Below are 18,993 nucleotides of genomic sequence, written 5' to 3' on the forward strand. Positions count from 1 at the left end.
TATTCAGGGGTTTGTATGAAAAGAAAATTCTTACTATTTACAAAAACAGTAGCTTTTTTGCTGATCTTATTATTTTGCTTTATGGCAGTGGCGCTTGTTGTTGAGCGTAAATCCAGCTATATAAAAAATGAGATGTATATACAGGAAGCCGAAAAAGAGCATGTAGATGTGTTCTTTTTGGGGTCGTCTCATGTAATAAATGGTATCAATCCTGTTCAGCTCTATGATGAGCAGGGGATCACAGCCTATAACCTTGGCGGATATGGAAGCGTCCTTTTATCAAGCTATTGGCAGTTCAGACTTGCCCTTGAGAGACGTATACCTGATCTTGTGGTGATCGATGCCTATATGCTTGAAAATGACGTCAGATATGTGGATGATCCAAATGCTAATGTTAACAGCGATGAGCTTCATCTTAATATCGACAGATTTCCGCTTACAAGGACCAAGATCCTTGCTATAAATGACATGTTCCAGGATGATGCCAAGAAATATCCATTTTTGTTTGATTACATTATTTATCATGACAGATGGAAAGAGCTTGATTCTGACGACTTTAACAGACTTACTGGAAATGCAGACATCAATAGGTTCATGGGTGCTGAGATGAAATATGTCATGCATTCAGATGGCTTTACTTATACAGATTATGGCGCAGGAACTCTTGATAGAGAGACAGTAGGCACCACATACCTTAGAAGGATCATTGACGATTGTCAGATAAGAGGCATCAAGGTAGCCATAGTTACAGTGCCTTTCCTTGCTATGGCAGAGAATCAGGCGGCTGCTCATACTGCTAGCCAGATAGCTTCTGAATATGGCATTCCTTGCCTTAACATGCTTGAGATCCCTGATGTTGTGGATTATGGACTTGATTTCATGGATGCTGGACACCTTAATATCTTGGGGGCTACCAAGGTTACCAGATATATTGGAAACTGGTTAAAAGAAAACTTTGACCTTGCTGATCACAGAGGCGACGCAGAGTATGCTACCTGGCAAAAGTGCGCAGATGAGTTCTATGATAGTCAAAAAAGCGCCCTTACAGGGAATGCAGACATCCATACTCAGCTTATTATGATGAAACTAGATGGAGATTCAACATCGTTTGCTTTTAGTATAAGAGGCGGTTCTGTGGCTTACGCAGATGATGTGCTCATGAGACAGTTAAAGAGCTTTGGAGCAGGAGAAAAGCTCGATGAAGCAATAGCTTCTAAATCCTCATACTTCTTGATCTCAGATCATGGAAATATTACAGAGTTTGCAGGTGATGATGAAGAAAAGGTGATCGAAACATCAGATGGTGTGATCACCTATGAGGGCGTAAGCGACCTTTATAGGATCATGAACATTGGAGATGATAAGGAAACGAACTACCTTTATTCTGACGAATTTGCTTATTCAGATGTTCAGATAATCTTTTTTGAAGAGGGGGAGGTATCTTCCCATCAGTATTACACGGGCGAGAGCTTTGATTATAGCTACGAAGAAAGATGATCTACTAGCTAGTATGGAGGAATGAAATGCAGTTTGTATCACTTCAGTTCCTGATCTTTATCATGGGGACCATATTCATATATTTTATTATCCCAAAGAAAGTCAGATATATCTGGCTTCTTTTGGCGAGCATGGCCTTTTACTATATCGTAAGCGGCAAATTCCTGGTATTTTTGATCGCAGTAACGCTTGTTACCTACGGCGCAGGACTTCTTATCGAAAAAAATAAGGAAAAGGCACCTAAAACAGCAAAGCTTTGTCTTGTACTTAGCATAGTGCTTTTGGTCTGCTTATTAGGATATTTTAAATACACAGGCTTTTTACTTGAAACAGTCGGAAATATAGTAAGTCTTTTTAAACTTTCAGATACCATGCCGGTAGTAAATATAATACTTCCTGCCGGAATTTCTTTTTATCTGTTCCAGAGTATTGGTTATCTCATTGATTGCTACAGGGGCAAGATCCCTGCTGAAAAGAACTATCTTAGGCTAGCACTTTTTATTTCATTCTTTCCACAGATCACTTCAGGACCTATAGAAAGAGCTGGAAATATGCTTCCTCAGTTTAAGGAACCCAAGAGCTTTTCTTATGAAGCTATGAGAGATGGACTTCTTTTGATGCTTTGGGGATATTTTCAGAAGATCATAATAGCAGATAGACTAGCAGTACTTGTAAATAAGGTATATGAGTCTCCTTCTTCATACACAGGTACAGTGCTCTTTTTGGCAACTATCTTTTATACCTTTGAGATCTACTGCGATTTTGCAGGATATTCATGTATAGCCATTGGAACAGCAAGGATCATGGGTATCAAGATCATGGACAACTTTTCGCAGCCATATCTTTCTGAGTCAGTTGCAGAATTCTGGCGCAGATGGCATATCTCTTTATCTACATGGTTTAGAGATTATCTCTACATTCCTCTTGGTGGTAACAGAAAGGGGTATGTGAGAAAGCTTATTAATCTCATGATAGTGTTTGCAGTTAGCGGACTCTGGCATGGAGCAGCTTGGACATTTGTAGTATGGGGACTTCTTCATGGAGTATTTCAGGTTCTTGGCATTGTGCTAAAGCCAGTTAGAGATAAGCTTGTAGCAGTATTTAAGATTGATAGAGAGAGCTTTTCACACCACCTTCTAAAGATACTTGTTACCTTTATGCTGGTTAATATCGGATGGATATTCTTTAGAGCAGACACCTTTGAAACAGCAATCTATGTACTAACACATATGTGGAAGGTAACACTTTGGAGCCTTACTGATGGTACTTTGTTTACACTTGGCCTGGCTGAAGCAGATGTACGACTTGTTATCATGTCTTTAGTTCTTTTGGTGATAGTTGACGCATTTGGCAAAAAGGGCATTGTCATCAGAGACAGGATAGTAGCACAGAGCCTGTGGCTTAGATGGCTCATATATATTGTAGCGATCATATTTGTGGTTACCTGCGGAGTTTGGGGACCAGGGTACGATGCAGCTACATTTATCTATTCCAGTTTTTAATGCTTATATTATTTTACTTGGAGGAGTAGGGAATGATACGAAGATCACAGTACAGATGCAGCTTTAAACTAATGGGAGGCGATATGCCTCTTGATAATATCTTAGATAGATGCAAACAGGAACTTTTAGAGCTTATCAGTAATGGAAAGCTTTGCAATGCTTCTTTTTACAGATATAAGGACATGGGCTTTTTATATATTGAGGAGATCGTCGGGGAGCTTCATGAAAAAGCAATGGACGTTGATGCTCTTATGGCCGACTTAAAGCCTTATTTAAAGCCTTGGCCAGAAGAGGATGGAGATAGATTTTTTGCTCCAATGATAAACGTTTATTATCATCATATTCCAGAAGATGATCTTGATAAGTGGGAGCATGAGAGAACTTCAGCTCAGAAACAGCGCATCGGAAGGATTGCTTTTGTATATCCTCATAAGCTTCCTTCATACATCATGTATCATAACGCTATAGTAGAAGAGGGGCTTTTAAAGGGAGATAAGTACGCTTTTATCTCTGTTCATGAGAATATTTTGTTCTCATATTATGAGGAGCCTAGAAATAACGTAAATATCAAAAATTCAGATGAAGAATCTGAAGTGATAAATAAGTGGCTTAATGTAGATCCTGAGTTGCATTTTGACAGGACTAAAGCAGAGGGAAGCAATTTCCTTGTAATACCTTGCCTTTTCTCGATTGATAGAATAGACCTCATATAATAGTGATTTTTGAACATTAGTCCTATCTGGCGAAAACCAGATAGGATTATTTTATTGTAAGAAGCATACAAAAACAGGATAAAATTTTTAGAGCAAAAGCTACACATTTAATAAATAAATGGTTGCGTTATACGGAAGAAGGCTGTAAAATATTTAGCGGACGCGTCGCGTTTATTTTTTAACGAGGCTTTAAATTGTAATTAGGAAGTGATGTTCATGCTGTTTTTGAGGGTTTTACTTATATTTTTCGTTGTTTTGGCAGTCTTATATTTCTTTATGATAATGCCTAGAATGATAAAGAGACCTTCAAGGGAACCATTTACCAAAGTCTTGTATGCTCACAGAGGATTGCATGACAATAAGTCTATGGCTCCAGAGAACTCTATGGCAGCTTTTAAGAAGGCTGTAGAGGGCGGATATGGTATAGAATGTGATGTTCAGCTTACCAAAGACAATGTCCCGGTTGTATTCCACGATTTCACTTTGGCTAGAGTTGCCAGATATGACAAGGGACATGAAGTAGGGGATGCCGTTAGGAATCCTGATGGTAGCCTTGGGGTAAAAGGTAAGGTGATCGATTATACCTACGAAGAGCTCATGAATTTCCATCTTCTTGATTCGGAGGAGAAGATACCTAAATTTGAAGACTTTCTTAAGATGGTAGGTGGTAAGGTTCCCCTTATCATAGAGCTTAAGATCGAACTTACAGATTTATCGGTTTGTCCAATTGTAGACAGTTTGTTGAGGGATTACAACGGAATATATTGCATTGAGTCCTTTAACCCACTGGGACTTTTCTGGTTCAGGAGAAAACATCCTGATGTATTCAGAGGTCAGCTTTCAGATGACTTCCATAGAGAAAAGCCAGAAGAGTTTAAGGGAGTATTGTATTTCATACTCACCAATCTTTTGCTTAACTTTTTGACCAAGCCTGATTTTATAGCTTTTAATCACAAGTATCATGCTAATTGTTCAAGGAGACTTTGCAAGAACCTGTACAAGAGTACAGCAGCTGCCTGGACGATAAAGAGCGAATCAGAGCTTACAGAGGCTAAGAAACACTTTGATGTTTACATCTTTGATAGTTTCATTCCTCAGAATGGGCCAAGAGTTTAAGCTTTTGTTCTTATCATGGTAATTTCTGTGCAGTTTATTATGGAACAGCTTGCGTGGTGATATGTAAGTGTTTCAAGCTGTATTATCACAGGCTAGAGCAATTACATATCATTGCGGAAGCTTATGATAACTAGCACAGTGATTATAATAAAAAGTAAGGGTACCGATTAAATATAGAATCGGTAAGAAAGGTAAAAAACATGGCGAACAAGTGGGTTTATATGTTCAGCGAAGGTAACATGACAATGCGTAACCTTCTCGGTGGTAAGGGTGCTAACCTAGCAGAGATGACAAGCATTGGCCTTCCAGTACCACAGGGCTTCACAATCACAACAGAGGCCTGCACACAGTATTATGAGGATGGTCGTAAGATCAACGACGAGATCATGGCTCAGGCTATGGACGGCGTTAAGAAGATGGAGGAGATCAACGGTAAGAAGTTTGGTGATCTTCAGAATCCTCTTCTTGTATCAGTTCGTTCAGGTGCTCGTGCATCAATGCCTGGTATGATGGATACAATCCTTAACCTCGGTCTTAACGACGACGTAGTAGCAGCAATGATCAAGGGCAATCCTGATCCTGCATTCGAGCGTTTCGTATACGATTCATATCGTCGTTTCATCCAGATGTTCTCTGACGTTGTTATGGAAGTTGGTAAGAAGTACTTCGAGCAGCTCATCGATCAGATGAAAGAGAAGAAGGGTGTTAAGTTTGACGTAGATCTTACAGCAGCAGATCTTAAGGAACTTGCTGAGCAGTTCAAGGCTGAGTACAAGAAGCAGCTCGGAAAAGACTTCCCTTCAGATCCTGTAGAGCAGCTTAAGCTCGCTATCGAGGCAGTATTCCGTTCATGGGATAACCCTCGTGCTAACGTATATCGTCGTGATAACGATATCCCATATTCATGGGGAACAGCTGTTAACGTAATGCCTATGGTATTCGGTAACCTTAACAATGAGTCTGGTACAGGTGTTGCATTTACTCGTGACCCTGCAACAGGTGAGAATAAACTTATGGGTGAGTTCCTTATCAACGCTCAGGGTGAGGACGTAGTTGCCGGTGTTCGTACACCTATGCCAATCGCTCAGATGGAGAAGGAATTCCCAGAAGCATATGCTGAGTTCATCAAGGTTTGTGAGACTCTTGAGAATCACTACCATGACATGCAGGATATGGAGTTCACAGTAGAGAACAAGAAGCTTTACATGCTTCAGTGCCGTAACGGTAAGAGAACAGCTCCAGCTGCTCTTAAGATCGCTTGCGACCTCGTTGATGAGGGACACAAGACTCCAGAAGAAGCTGTAGCAATGATCGATCCTAGAAACCTTGATACACTTCTTCACCCACAGTTTGATGCTGCTGCTCTTAAGGCTGCAACACCAATCGGAAAGGGTCTTGGTGCATCTCCAGGAGCTGCTTGCGGTAAGGTTGTATTTACAGCTGATGACGCTGTAGCTTGGGCTGAAAGAGGCGAGAAGGTAGTTCTTGTACGTCTTGAGACATCTCCAGAAGATATCACAGGTATGAAGGCTGCTCAGGGTATCCTTACAGTTCGTGGCGGTATGACATCACACGCTGCCGTAGTTGCTCGTGGTATGGGTGAGTGCTGCGTATCAGGTTGTGGCGACATCAACATGGACGAAGAGAACAAGAAGTTCACACTTGGTGGAAAAGAGTTCCACGAGGGAGACTTCCTTTCAATCGATGGTACAACAGGTAACATCTATGATGGTCAGATCGCAACAGTTGACGCTCAGATCGCTGGTGAGTTCGGACGTATCATGGCTTGGGCTGATGAGTTCAGAAGACTTAAGGTTCGTACAAACGCTGATACACCTGCTGATGCTAAGAAGGCTAGAGAGCTTGGTGCTGAGGGTATCGGTCTTTGCCGTACAGAGCACATGTTCTTCGAGGAAGACAGAATTGCTGCATTCCGTGAGATGATCTGCTCAGATACAGTAGAAGAGAGAGAAGCTGCTCTTGAGAAGATCCTTCCTTATCAGCAGAACGACTTCAAGCAGCTCTATGAAGCTCTTGAGGGATGCCCAGTTACAATCAGATTCCTTGATCCACCTCTTCACGAGTTCGTTCCTACAACAGAGGACGAGATCAAGAAGCTTGCTGATGCTAAGGGCAAGTCTGTAGACGAGATCAAGGCTATCATCAACTCACTTCACGAGTTCAACCCTATGATGGGTCACAGAGGATGCCGTCTTGCAGTTACATATCCTGAAATTGCTAAGATGCAGACTAAGGCAGTTATCCGTGCTGCTCTTGAAGTTCAGAAGGCACACGCTGACTGGAATGTTAAGCCTGAAATCATGATCCCACTTGTATGTGAGGTTAAGGAGCTTAAGTACGTTAAGCAGGTAGTAGTTGAGACAGCTGATGCTGAGATCGCTGCTGCAGGTGCTAAGCTTGATTATGAAGTTGGTACAATGATTGAGATCCCAAGAGCTGCTCTTACAGCTGATGAGATTGCTAAGGAAGCTGATTTCTTCTGCTTTGGTACAAACGATCTTACACAGATGACATTCGGATTCTCTCGTGATGATGCTGGTAAGTTCCTCAATGCTTACTATGACACAAAGATCTTCGAGAACGATCCATTTGCTAAGCTTGACCAGACAGGTGTTGGTAAGCTTATGGAAATGTCACTTAAGCTTGGTAAGCCAGTTAACCCATCACTTCACGTTGGTATCTGTGGAGAGCACGGTGGAGATCCTTCATCAGTTGAGTTCTGCCACAAGATTGGTCTTGACTATGTATCATGCTCACCATTCCGTGTACCTGTTGCTAGACTTGCTGCAGCACAGGCTGCTATCGCCGAGAAGGCAAGCAAGGCTTCAAGCAAGAGCGTTGTAGATGATGAGACAAAGGCTAAGCTTGAGGATGCTGCAAAGAAGGCTGAGGAGATCGCTAAGGATCTTGCACAGCAGTCAGCAGAAGTAGCTAAGGCTGGTCTTGAGGGACTTAAGGCTGGATTCGAAGCTGCAAAGAAGGCTTACAACGATTCTAAGAATAAATAATAAATAGTATCTATGCTATTTTGAGAGGACTGTCTTTGACAGTCCTCTTTTTTGCTAAACATAAAAATCCGAAGGATGAACAAGAGCACACTTCAGGCTGGCGGATTTCCCAAAAGTGTGGATGGCAAATTATCATATAAGGCGGGTATTCCATGATGATAGTGGATTATGTATAATTGAAACGATGCTTTTAGATAGTGAGATATAGGGGAGCGATATACCAGAATGTCTATGATTGAAAATGGTAAGCATGAAATACTAGAACAAGCAGATCTTATATGGCTTGAAGGTGAAAATGAAGAAAATACTTGGATTTGCTTTCGCAAAGATTTCACATGGAAATCCAATTCCGGGATAAGGGCAATTGCGCAAATTGCAGTTGATTCTAAGTACTGGCTTTATGTTAATGGAACAATGGTAGTGAGGGAAGGCGGATTAAAACGAGGACCATCTCCTGAAGGAACTTACTTTGATGAAGTGAATCTGTCAGAACATCTTGTGGATGGAATAAATCATCTTGCAATATTGGTTTGGTACATTGGAAAAAGCGGCTTTTCCCATCTTTCCAGTGGGAGGGGCGGATTGATGTTTGCAATGGAACTTCCAGATTATAATCTGATTTCCGATTCGTCCTGGAAAGCTCGTAAACATCAGGCCTTTGTAAGACCGGATCCAGCTGATCCTCCAGTGAATTTTAGATTAGCGGAGCCCAATCTCTATTTTGATGCTTCCATGAATATAGAGAATTGGTTTCAAAGTGATTATGATTTTTCGTTTTGGGATGATGCTGATGTTTATTTACGCGATAGATGGGGACAACTGGAAAAAAGAATCATACCTCAGTTAAAAGATTATGGGATAACTGAATATCTAAATTCGAGTGATGTGAGTGATACTATTGTTTCTGAAGATTCTGTGTTTGAAATGAAACTTCCACACAACGCGCAGTTTTTGCCAATCCTTGAAATCTCTGCACCAGCGGGCCTTAAGATAAAGATCTGTTCTGACAATTATGAAGTTGGAGAAACAAAGGATAAGTCTGTGATGGCGGTTTATTATACCAAAGAAGGACATCAGGGATTTGAAGCTTTTGGCTGGATGAATGGAGAAAGAGCATATTATCACATTCCAGCCGGAATTACAGTACATGGCTTGTCTTACCGTGAGACAGGCTATAATACTGAATTTGTTGGCAGATTTGAATGTGATGATGCTTTCTATAATAAATTATGGGAAAAATGTCTCAGAACGCTATATGTTACCATGAGAGATACTTTCATGGATTGTCCCGACAGAGAACGTACGCAGTGGTGGGGAGATGTCAATATTGAGATGCAGATGTCTCTTTACTGCCTGAATGAGTCAGCGCTTTTATTATACAAAAAAGGTGTTGATTCTCTTGTTGGATGGTGGGAGCATACTGGAAAAATGTTGACGGTTGTTCCTTCTGGTACAGATCAGTTTGAACTTCCTATGCAAAATCTGGCAGGTATTTGGGGATTTTATTATTACTATGAATACACTGGTGATGTCAGTATACCAGCAACGGCTTATGATATGTCAAAAGACTATCTGAAGGCATTTGAGATGGGAGAAGATGGTCTTGTACTTCATAGAACCGGAAGCTGGGATTGGGCTGATTGGGGAGCAAATGCAGATATCAAGGTAATGGATAATTGCTGGTACTATATGGCTCTTGATAGCGGCATGAAAATGGCTGAACTTTTAGGGCACACAGAGGATATAGCATTTTACACAAACAGGATGGAGTCTATAAAGAAGAATTTTGATAAGTATTTCTTAAAGGATGGTTCCTATTACCATAATACTGATAATGGAGTTCCTGATGACCGAGCAAATGCTTTGGCTGTATTATCTGGATTAGCAAAACCTGAAAACTATAAGGGAATGCTTTATATTTTGCAGACTGTAGAAAATTCCAGCCCTTACATGGAAAAATATGTATTAGATGCACTGTGTGAAATGGGATACATTGATGAAGCCATGCTTCGTATAAAACGTCGATATAAACAAATGGTAGAAGAAGATTATTCCACATTATGGGAGTACTGGAATAAGAATGGCACTTTAAATCATGCATGGTCTGGAGGCCCGCTTATTACAATGGCCAAATACATTGCGGGAATCCGTCCGACTGATGTTGGATTTAAGGATTATATCGTCAGGCCGCATTTAGGAAAATTAAAATATGTGAAGTGCTGTGTCAAAACCGTAAACGGAGAAATTACGGTGGATGAAAAACGAAAGATGACTTGAGCGTTTTGCTCAAGTCATTGTATTTATGGGCATTCTAAAGATTTGAATATATGAAAATATAAATTGAATATATCTTTTCAAACAGGAAGATATGATAATTGTATTGTTATAATTGGCTTGTACAAGCTCTAAATTTGGCGGGGAAGGTAGTCTTTCTTTATGAATAAGAGGGGAAATAAAAATATTCTGTTCAAGAAATATTTTATTATGTACTTTTTTGTGTTGCTGCTACCTATGGTGATATGCTGCAGCTACTATGCATACATGCTTGCTGTTATTAATCATGATGACATCAACACCAGAAAGACTGAGCTGATCCATTCAGCAAGCATCTTTGATACTATTGTGTCAGAGGTGAACTATCTGGGAGATTGTCTTACTTCAAATGTAGAAGTTAATCATTTTAAAAATCTTGATAATGTCATGGAGTATCCCAATACCTACAAGATCCATGAGCTCCAGGAAGCTCTGCCAGATCTGTACCTGGTAAATCAGGCAGTATATGGCTATTATATATTTTTTGATAAGTCGGAAGTTGTTATCAATAAATCAATTGCCTACACTTATGAGCAGTTTTATGATCTATATCTTAGGAAAGATAATATCGAAGATTTTGAAAAATGGTCTTTAGATAGAACTGAAGAAAGTAAACATTACGGATTTCTTCCTATGGAAGAATACGAAATCTATGTAAAAAAGACTAAAGAAAATCTGATCTGCTATACAAGACCTCTTCTTTCTACGACCATTGGAGGGGATGGACATGTAGCTATCTACATAAAAGAGGATGTTGCATCATCTGTGATGCCAGCCATGGAAGAAGGCAGTATACAGGTTGTTCAGGATTTTTCGGGAAATATCATATATAAAGCTTTTGATGATGAGATGACTATTAGTGATAGTGATATAGAAAATCTTTTGCAGGAAGCTGATGATGAAAAAGATGCAATTCAAAAAGAGGTAAATCTTGGCGGAGAGCAGTATACTATGATCTCACTTGAATCGGAAGCTTCGGGTATGAGGTACACTAACTTTGTTCCCAACAAGATCATCAATCAAAGACTTACGTACTGCATTCTTTTACTTGTGGCATTTATTTTTGTAGGTATTTTGGTAGATGTGATCCTTAGTTATCAGATTTCTATCAAGAATGCTACTCCTATAAATGATATGTTAAATAAAATGTCCCTTAAGATAGAGAGATTTGGCGGACATCAGTCAGCTTTGGCCAGCTTAAAAGAGGCATTTACATATTTGGCAGATTCTAATGACAAACTTTCAAATGCTCTGAATGATCAAAAACCATATTTGCAGACAGCATTTGTTAACAGACTTTTATTTTCTGGCTTTCAGGAAGAAAAAGAGATCCTCAGAATGGCAGATTATCTACAATATCAGGTGGAGAACAGGACATTTTGGGTTCTGCTTTTTAGGTTCCATATGGTCATAAATGGAGGCGATGAAGGAGATCAAAAGCTTTTAAATACCTTCTCAGCTTCTCTTACTGAGCTTATAGATCAAAAGCTTCCAGGAAGTCTTTATACAGACCTTGGAGAAGGACAGCTTGCGCTTATAATGAATACTGAGGCTGCAGGTGAGGATGAGATAAGGAAAAAGTCCAGTGAACTAGTAAAAAATATAAAGATGCAGATGGCTCCATCACTGGCTGAAAAGATATTTGTATATGGAGGAAGTACAGAAAGTAGTCCGGATCGCATCAGAGAGTCATATCTTAATGCTGCGTATCTTTGCTACAATGAAGCAGAGCAGATTGAAAATACTATCATTTGGTATGACCATAGAGAAAATCACTCAATTGGCTATCCGTCAGCAGATATGCATGTTAAGCTTGTACATTATGTGACAACTGGTGATGAGAAGGGACTTCATGATTATCTGGAGATGATAGTCACGGAATATTTTATTGAGTCAGACCTTCCTGTATATGTGCAGCACATGCTGATCACAGATCTTCAGTCCACACTCTTTAGGCTGCTTGACCTTGTAAAGCTCGGTGACAGTGAGTATGCAAGATACTACAAAGAACTTGAAAAGAATCATAACCTGCCTGTACTTAACCAGATCAGAATAACACTTAACCTGTTTAAGGAATTATGCCAGTTCATGAACAGACAAAAGAAGATGCAGGATGCAGACATGATAGCTGGCGGCATTGTATCTTATATAGATAGCCATTATGGTGATCCGAATCTGTCTCTTTCCATGGTGGCAGATCAGTTTGAGATAAGTCAGCCATATTTATCAAGTCTCTTTAAACAGACTCAGGGAATCAAGTTCTCAAATTATATAGAAAATATCAGGATTGATAAGGCCAAAGATCTCCTTAGGACTACAGACCTTCCTATAGTTAAGATAAGTGAGATGGTAGGATATGGATCTACAAATTCCTTCTGCAGGGCATTTAAGCGAGTGACAGGACTTAATACATCTGAATATAGAAATGACTAAAAATAAGATCATATAAACTAAGAGAGGGTAAGTTATTATGGAAAAAGTATGTATTGATGAAAAATGGACATTTAGAAGGAATTTCGTTGATTCCCTGGGGATGCTGGACGAAGATCCAGGGGAGGTAGTCAATCTTCCGCATGATGGAATGATCGGCACCAAAGTCTCACCTGATGCACCTGCAAGGTCAGATAGTGGTTATTTTGTAGGAGGCCTTTCTAATTACACAAAGATGGTTTTTATTCCTGAAGACTGGAAGGATGAATGCGTTGGACTGATGATTGATGGCGCCATGATGAATGTGTCCATAGATGTAAATGGGTGTAAGGTAGGCAGTCAGCATTATGGTTATGCACCATTCTATGTAGACCTTACTGATTATGTGACCTTCGGAAAAGAAAACAGGATAACAATTAACTGTAATACCACAATGTATGTAAACAGCAGATGGTATACAGGATCAGGTTTATACAGAGGCGTTAAGATATGTCATGGTCCAAGAGTTCATGTGCCAGAAAATGGAGTATTTATTTGCACCAAGGAAGTGGATGGAAACAGAGCTTATTTGGAAGCAGTTATAGAAGTAGCTAATAGGACTTTGGAAAACAGACTTTGCGAAGTTAATGTATCAGTTTTTGATGAAGAAGATGGAAAAGAGAAGAAAAAGACAAAGAGTGTAATACAGGTAAACTCAGGAAAAACAGATACGGCAAGGATTTCGTTCATATTACATGATCCAAAGCTATGGGATGCAGAAAACCCAAACCTGTATAAAGTAAAGGTGAGTGTAAAGAGCCTTGGTATTTATAGAACTCATTTTATTCCGGAAGAAAAATTCAAGGCAGATGAGACAGAGACCCTCTTTGGTGTCAGAACTATTACAGCAGATGCTGAAAGAGGACTTAGAATAAATGGAAAAGAAGTTAAATTAAAGGGCGGATGCCTTCATCATGACAATGGACTTTTAGGGGCTGTTTCATTATATGAAGCAGAAGAAAGAAAGATAAAAAAGCTTAAAGAATCAGGCTTTAATGCGGTTCGAACAGCACATAATCCTCCATCTTCAGCATTTATTGAAGCTTGTGACAGACTTGGAATGTATGTTTTTGATGAAGCTTTTGATGCCTGGGGAATGGCAAAGCGTGGCGGAGATTATAGCCAGTTTTTTGCATCTGACTGGGAAAAAGACCTTACAGCCTTTGTAAAAAGAGACAGGAATCATCCATCTGTTATCCTTTGGTCTACAGGTAACGAGATACCTGAAAGAGGAGGCCTCGATAATGGATATACACTTGCTAAAGAACTTTGTGACATGATCAGAGAGATTGATGCAACTAGACCAATAAGTAATGGCATCTGTTCATACTGGGGAGGTCTTGACGATGATCTCATGAAGGGACAAAGTCAAAATCAAAACTCTTCAGAGGGACTTATAAGTACAAGCTGGGAAACTATGTCAGAGCCCTTTACAAACGGACTTGATATTGTGGGATACAACTACATGGAAGGACTGTATGAAAGAGATCATGAGATGTTCCCTGATAGAGTGATCCTTGGATCTGAGAATTTCCCAAGAGAAATAGGCTTTAGATGGCCACTGGTAGAAAGACTCCCATATGTTATAGGAGAGTTTACCTGGACAGCCTGGGACTACATTGGAGAAGCGGGAATTGGTAAGGCTGAGTATGTTGATGAAAATGACCCAAAGGCAAAGTCAGGAGGATGGTACCTGATGCCTCCGACCTCATCACCATATCCATGGAGACTTGCAAATGATGCCGACTATGATATTACAGGTTTTATGCTACCACAAGGAGCCTACAGAAGTGTAGTATGGGGAAGCGACAAGACATATGTTTATTCAATGCATCCTGATACCTTTGGAAAAGTAGAGATGATGACTCCATGGGGATTCACAGAAGTCAGAAAGAACTGGAACTATGAAGGTTATGAAAACAGGAATATAAAGATCGTTGTATTTTCAAAGGCGGAAGAAGTAGAAGTTCTTGTAAATGGAAAGAGCCTTGGAAGAAAGAAGGTAAGTTTGGAAAAACCATTACCAAACTCAGTTTCTTTTGAGACAGAGTATGTTCCAGGTAAAGTGGAAGCTATAAGCTATGAAAAAGGCTCTGAAGTTAGCAGAGATAAGATTGTTACTACTAAGGCACCTCACAGCTTAAGACTTATTCCTGAAAAGAAAGAGATGAAAGCTGATGGACATTCACTTATTTATGTTGGAGTAGAAGTCATTGACGAAGATGGAAATGTAGTTTCTGATGCAAAGATCAGTTTAAAGGCTGAACTTGCAAGTAAAAATAAAGGAACAACTATTGCAGGCTTTGGATCAGCTAATCCTGTTACAGAAGATAATTATACTGATGGAGATACAACTTCATTTAGAGGAAGAGCAACAGTAATTCTTCGTTCAGGATATGAAAACGAAATTGTAACACTAAAGATATCTGCAAATGGTCTAAATTCTATTGAGGAAGATTTTAAGATTGGAAACATCTGAATATAAAAACACTGATAAAAAGGGGCCTTCGGGCCCCTTTTAAATTTTGAATATTCCAAAAAAACATTGTATATAGATTTTTTTTCCGGAAAGAAATAATAATTGAACCATCAAATCTGACGGAAGGAAAAAAGCTAAATGAAAAACACAGAATCAAGTTTAAAAAGATTTGGTCAATATGCTTTAAGACATTGGCAGTTGTATCTTATGGTGTCGCTGCCGGTCATAGTTCTTTTTATATTCGCATACGCACCAATGTACGGAGTAATACTTGCCTTTAAGAATTATCAGGTAAGCAAAGGAATATGGGGAAGCCCTTGGGCAGAAAACTGTGGAATGAACAATTTCATCAGATTCTTTAATAACTATAACTTTAAAGAATGCCTGGGAAATACACTTATTCTTTCATTTTATTCTATGCTCGTATCAATCCCAACTGCGATCTTACTGGCACTTTCACTTAACTATGCCAAAAATCTGAGGTTTAGAAAAACGGTGCAGATGGTTAGTTACTGCCCATACTTCATTTCTACAGTAGTCTTTGTTGGTATCATAAACCTTTTGATGGATACCAGAATAGGCGTAATCGGAAAATTTGTATATGAGAAATTTGGCGTAAGTGTACTTGGATCAGCAGGGTTGTTCCCATCCTTATATGTTTGGTCCGGAGTATGGCAGGGAGTTGGATTTTGTTCGATTATCTATATCGCAGCACTTGCGGGTGTTGATATGGAGCAGCACGAAGCGGCCATAATCGATGGAGCAACTCTTTTGCAGAGAATAAAATATGTGGATATTCCAGCGATACTTCCAACTGTGGTCATAATGCTGATCCTTAACATGGGAAGTGTCTTAAATATTGGATATGAGAAAGTCCTTGCTATGCAGAATCAGAACAATGTAAGTGCATCAGAAGTAATAACAACATATGCATACAAGGTCTCATTAGTTTCAACATTTCCGGATTATTCCTATTCGACAGCGATAGGACTTTTTCAATCACTTATAGGACTTGTTCTTATTCTTGTTACCAATAAGATAGCAGATAAGTTGACGGGTAATGGATTTTTATAATCTTAAGTTTTGGGGAAGGTGAAATAAACAATGAATAAGAAAATATCTCAGGACAAGGTCGTATATTTCATAAATTATATTTTACTGGCGTTATTACTTGTAATAGAACTATATCCGCTTATCTACATTGTGAGCTGTTCTTTTAGTTCAGGTGATGCTCTTATGGCAGGAAGAGTCAGATTTCTTCCTGTTGCACCAACACTTGATAGCTATAAGGCAGTGTTTGAGTATAGTTCGATCTGGGTAGGTTACAGCAATTCTTTACTCTATACGTTAGTAGGAACTTTTATCAGTATTACACTTACGCTTTTTGCAGCTTATCCATTATCAAGGGATGATTTCAAAGGAAAAAAGATACTTATGGGCATATTCCTTTTTACAATGATGTTTTCAGGTGGACTTATTCCATCATATCTTTTGGTAAAAAATCTGGGACTTATAGATACAATGTGGGCAATCATACTTCCCGGATCAGTTAGTGCGTATAACGTCATAGTTGCGAGAACATATTTTAAACAGACAATACCCAAGGAACTTCTGGAAGCGGCGCAAATGGATGGCTGCGAAGACTTTAAGTTCTTCAAAAGCATTGTAATTCCTCTATCGACTCCTATCATCGCAGTACTCTGTCTGTGGACCGCAGTAGGTATCTGGAATTCATATTTTAATCCAATGATCTACATAAATGATGAGGCAAAGTTCCCTCTTCAACTTGTACTTAGAAGGATACTTCTTTTGTCTCAGGTTAATCTAAGTAAAGGAAACGTGGATCCAATGGTGATCCAAAAGAATATGTACTTAAGCGAAATGCTCAAGTACGGAACAATCATAATCAGTACCTTACCTCTTATGATCATTTATCCTTTTATCCAAAAATACTTCGTAAAAGGTGTTATGGTCGGATCGGTAAAGGGTTGATATAAGTTCTTTTTACATTAGAATAAAAAAGGAGGACAAAAATGAAAAAGAAACTTATGGGAAAAAGGCTTATGGCAGCTGGTCTGTCTGTAGGTCTTGTTGCAGGAATGCTATGTGGTTGCGGGGCAAAATCAACTGGTGGAAATGAGCAGGCAAAATGTGAGGAAGTATCTGAGGCACTTAAGTTTGATTCTGTAAGTGATGTGAAATTCCCACTTGCTGAAAAGGTGGAGCTTACATGCTTTGTCTATGCTACTACAACAGGTGGAGGCACCTATCAGGACAACTATGTCACAGACTGGATCGAGGAAAAAACAAACGTACATTTAAACTTTGTTTATGATGTAGATGGAGATGATGCCAAGACAAAACTTAATCTTATCATGACAGATCCGGACACTATTCCTGATCTGTTCCTTGCTACTAACTGGACCAAGTCTGAGCTTCAGTCATATGGCCAGCAGGGACTTCTTATTCCACTTGATGATTATTTAAAAGACTGCCCTAACTGGAACAGACTTAATGAGGAGAGTCCACTTAGAAAGGGTGACCTTGTGATGTCAGATGGCAAGATTTACACCTACGGTGATGATAATGAGTGTTTCCATACTCACTTCCAGAACAGAATGTATATTTACAAGCCATGGGTTGAAAAACTTAATGATGGAAAGATACCTCAGACTACTGACGAGATGTATGAGTTCTTAAAGAAAGTTAAGACAGAAGATCCAAATGGAAATGGAAAAGCAGATGAGATCCCTATGACTGGTATGATCGGTGGCTGGGCTACAGATCCTACTGTATGGATGGTGAACTCTTTTGTTGAGTGTAACAATCCTCTTAGTAATACTAACCCAACAGTAGCAGCTGGTCTTGTAGTAAATGATGGCAAGATCGAATACTCAGTTATGAAAGATGAGTACAAAGAAGCTTTCAGATTCATGAGTAAGCTTTATAAAGAAGGTCTTTTGGATAATCAGACATTTACACAGGACAATAACCAGTTCCAGGCTACATTAAGTAATGAGGATCATCTTGTAGCTATGTATTCTGCAGGCGGACCACAAAACGATGAATTCTGGAAAAACCAGGATGGTGAGTGGCAGGACTGGGAAGTTATGGAACCTGTTGAAGGCCCTGGTGGAGTAAGATTTGCAGCAAGAAATGCTGATAACTATTTTGGTTCTTGCGTTGGAAGCGTATCAGTTAACTGCAAATATCCAGAGATTGCAGTAGCACTTATGGACTTTATGGCTTCAGAAGAGGCATCTCTTGTTCAGGCAAATGGACCTGAGGGTATTGGCTGGGATTACACAACTGAAGGTTCATCTCTTTCAGGTGGAACACCAACTTACAAGACATACGATATTCCAGATGACTTTGACTGGGTAGGTGCCGGCTTTAAGGATTACACAGGCAAGAAGGTTACATATGTTTCAGATGCTATGATCAGATGCAGTACATCCAAGTTCAGAGGTGATATGCAGGTAGAAGATCCAAGTCACGACGGTGAATATTTCCTTCAGGCTGCAGCAGAAAAATACAGCAAGTTTGATCCAGGTGAAGATACTCTGGTACCAAATCTTGTATTCGAAGGTCAGGATGCACAGACTATTTCAGAGCTTACACTTACAATTGGAGACTATGTAAATCAGGCAACGGTACAGTTTATTACAGGAGACATGGACGTTGATAAGGATTGGGAAACATATATCAGTAAGCTCGAGAGTATGGGCGTAGATAATTACGTTTCTTTATACCAGAAATACTATGATAAGTACATGGAAAATATCGAAAAATAAAGCTTTTTCGATATAATTATATTTGGCGGGCACACAAATGCTGTTATGGGCCACAGTTTTGAAAGCTGTGGCCCATAACCA

At 39.5% G+C, this 18,993-nt stretch carries 11 protein-coding genes; all 11 read left to right on the top strand.

Annotation, left to right across the window (positions count from 1 at the left end; all coding sequences use genetic code 11):
• Positions 1–15 precede the first annotated feature (15 nt).
• The 11 genes from BLS24_RS04570 (at position 16) to BLS24_RS04620 (ending at position 18,912) form a co-directional block, all read left to right on the top strand.
• Positions 16–1,497, top strand: a complete 1,482-nt coding sequence (locus tag BLS24_RS04570; RefSeq protein WP_091756570.1) for a hypothetical protein — start codon at positions 16–18, stop codon at positions 1,495–1,497.
• Between the two features lie 26 nt (positions 1,498–1,523).
• A complete protein-coding gene (locus tag BLS24_RS04575; protein ID WP_091756572.1) occupies positions 1,524–2,999 on the top strand; it encodes an MBOAT family O-acyltransferase in 1,476 nt (491 codons plus the stop codon).
• A 32-nt stretch (positions 3,000–3,031) separates the two neighbouring features.
• Entirely contained in the window at positions 3,032–3,712 is a 681-nt protein-coding gene (locus BLS24_RS04580; protein WP_091756574.1) for a hypothetical protein, read from the top strand.
• Positions 3,713–4,003: 291 nt separating this feature from the next.
• Positions 4,004–4,828 carry a glycerophosphodiester phosphodiesterase family protein gene (locus tag BLS24_RS04585; protein ID WP_242872231.1) on the top strand — a complete coding sequence of 275 codons (825 nt, stop codon included), beginning with the start codon at positions 4,004–4,006 and terminating at the stop codon, positions 4,826–4,828.
• Between the two features lie 200 nt (positions 4,829–5,028).
• On the top strand, positions 5,029–7,857 hold the full coding sequence (gene ppdK / locus BLS24_RS04590; RefSeq protein ID WP_091756578.1) for a pyruvate, phosphate dikinase: 2,829 nt from the start codon (positions 5,029–5,031) through the stop codon (positions 7,855–7,857).
• Positions 7,858–8,082: 225 nt separating this feature from the next.
• Positions 8,083–10,134: an alpha-L-rhamnosidase-related protein gene (locus BLS24_RS04595; RefSeq protein WP_091756579.1), complete on the top strand. Its 2,052-nt coding sequence runs from the start codon at positions 8,083–8,085 to the stop codon at positions 10,132–10,134.
• Between the two features lie 159 nt (positions 10,135–10,293).
• The gene (locus tag BLS24_RS04600; protein ID WP_091756580.1) at positions 10,294–12,603 is read left to right on the top strand and encodes a helix-turn-helix transcriptional regulator; all 2,310 of its coding nucleotides are present in this window, start codon (positions 10,294–10,296) and stop codon (positions 12,601–12,603) included.
• Between the two features lie 37 nt (positions 12,604–12,640).
• Entirely contained in the window at positions 12,641–15,118 is a 2,478-nt protein-coding gene (locus BLS24_RS04605; RefSeq protein ID WP_091756582.1) for a glycoside hydrolase family 2 TIM barrel-domain containing protein, read from the top strand.
• A 138-nt stretch (positions 15,119–15,256) separates the two neighbouring features.
• Entirely contained in the window at positions 15,257–16,192 is a 936-nt protein-coding gene (locus tag BLS24_RS04610; protein ID WP_091756584.1) for an ABC transporter permease, read from the top strand.
• Between the two features lie 30 nt (positions 16,193–16,222).
• Positions 16,223–17,110, top strand: a complete 888-nt coding sequence (locus BLS24_RS04615; RefSeq protein ID WP_071176293.1) for a carbohydrate ABC transporter permease — start codon at positions 16,223–16,225, stop codon at positions 17,108–17,110.
• 41 nt (positions 17,111–17,151) lie between these two features.
• A complete protein-coding gene (locus BLS24_RS04620) occupies positions 17,152–18,912 on the top strand; it encodes a type 2 periplasmic-binding domain-containing protein (RefSeq protein WP_091756586.1) in 1,761 nt (586 codons plus the stop codon).
• Positions 18,913–18,993: the final 81 nt, after the last annotated feature.

It is taken from the genome of Butyrivibrio sp. INlla18 (assembly GCF_900103635.1).
GTDB lineage: Bacteria > Bacillota > Clostridia > Lachnospirales > Lachnospiraceae > Butyrivibrio.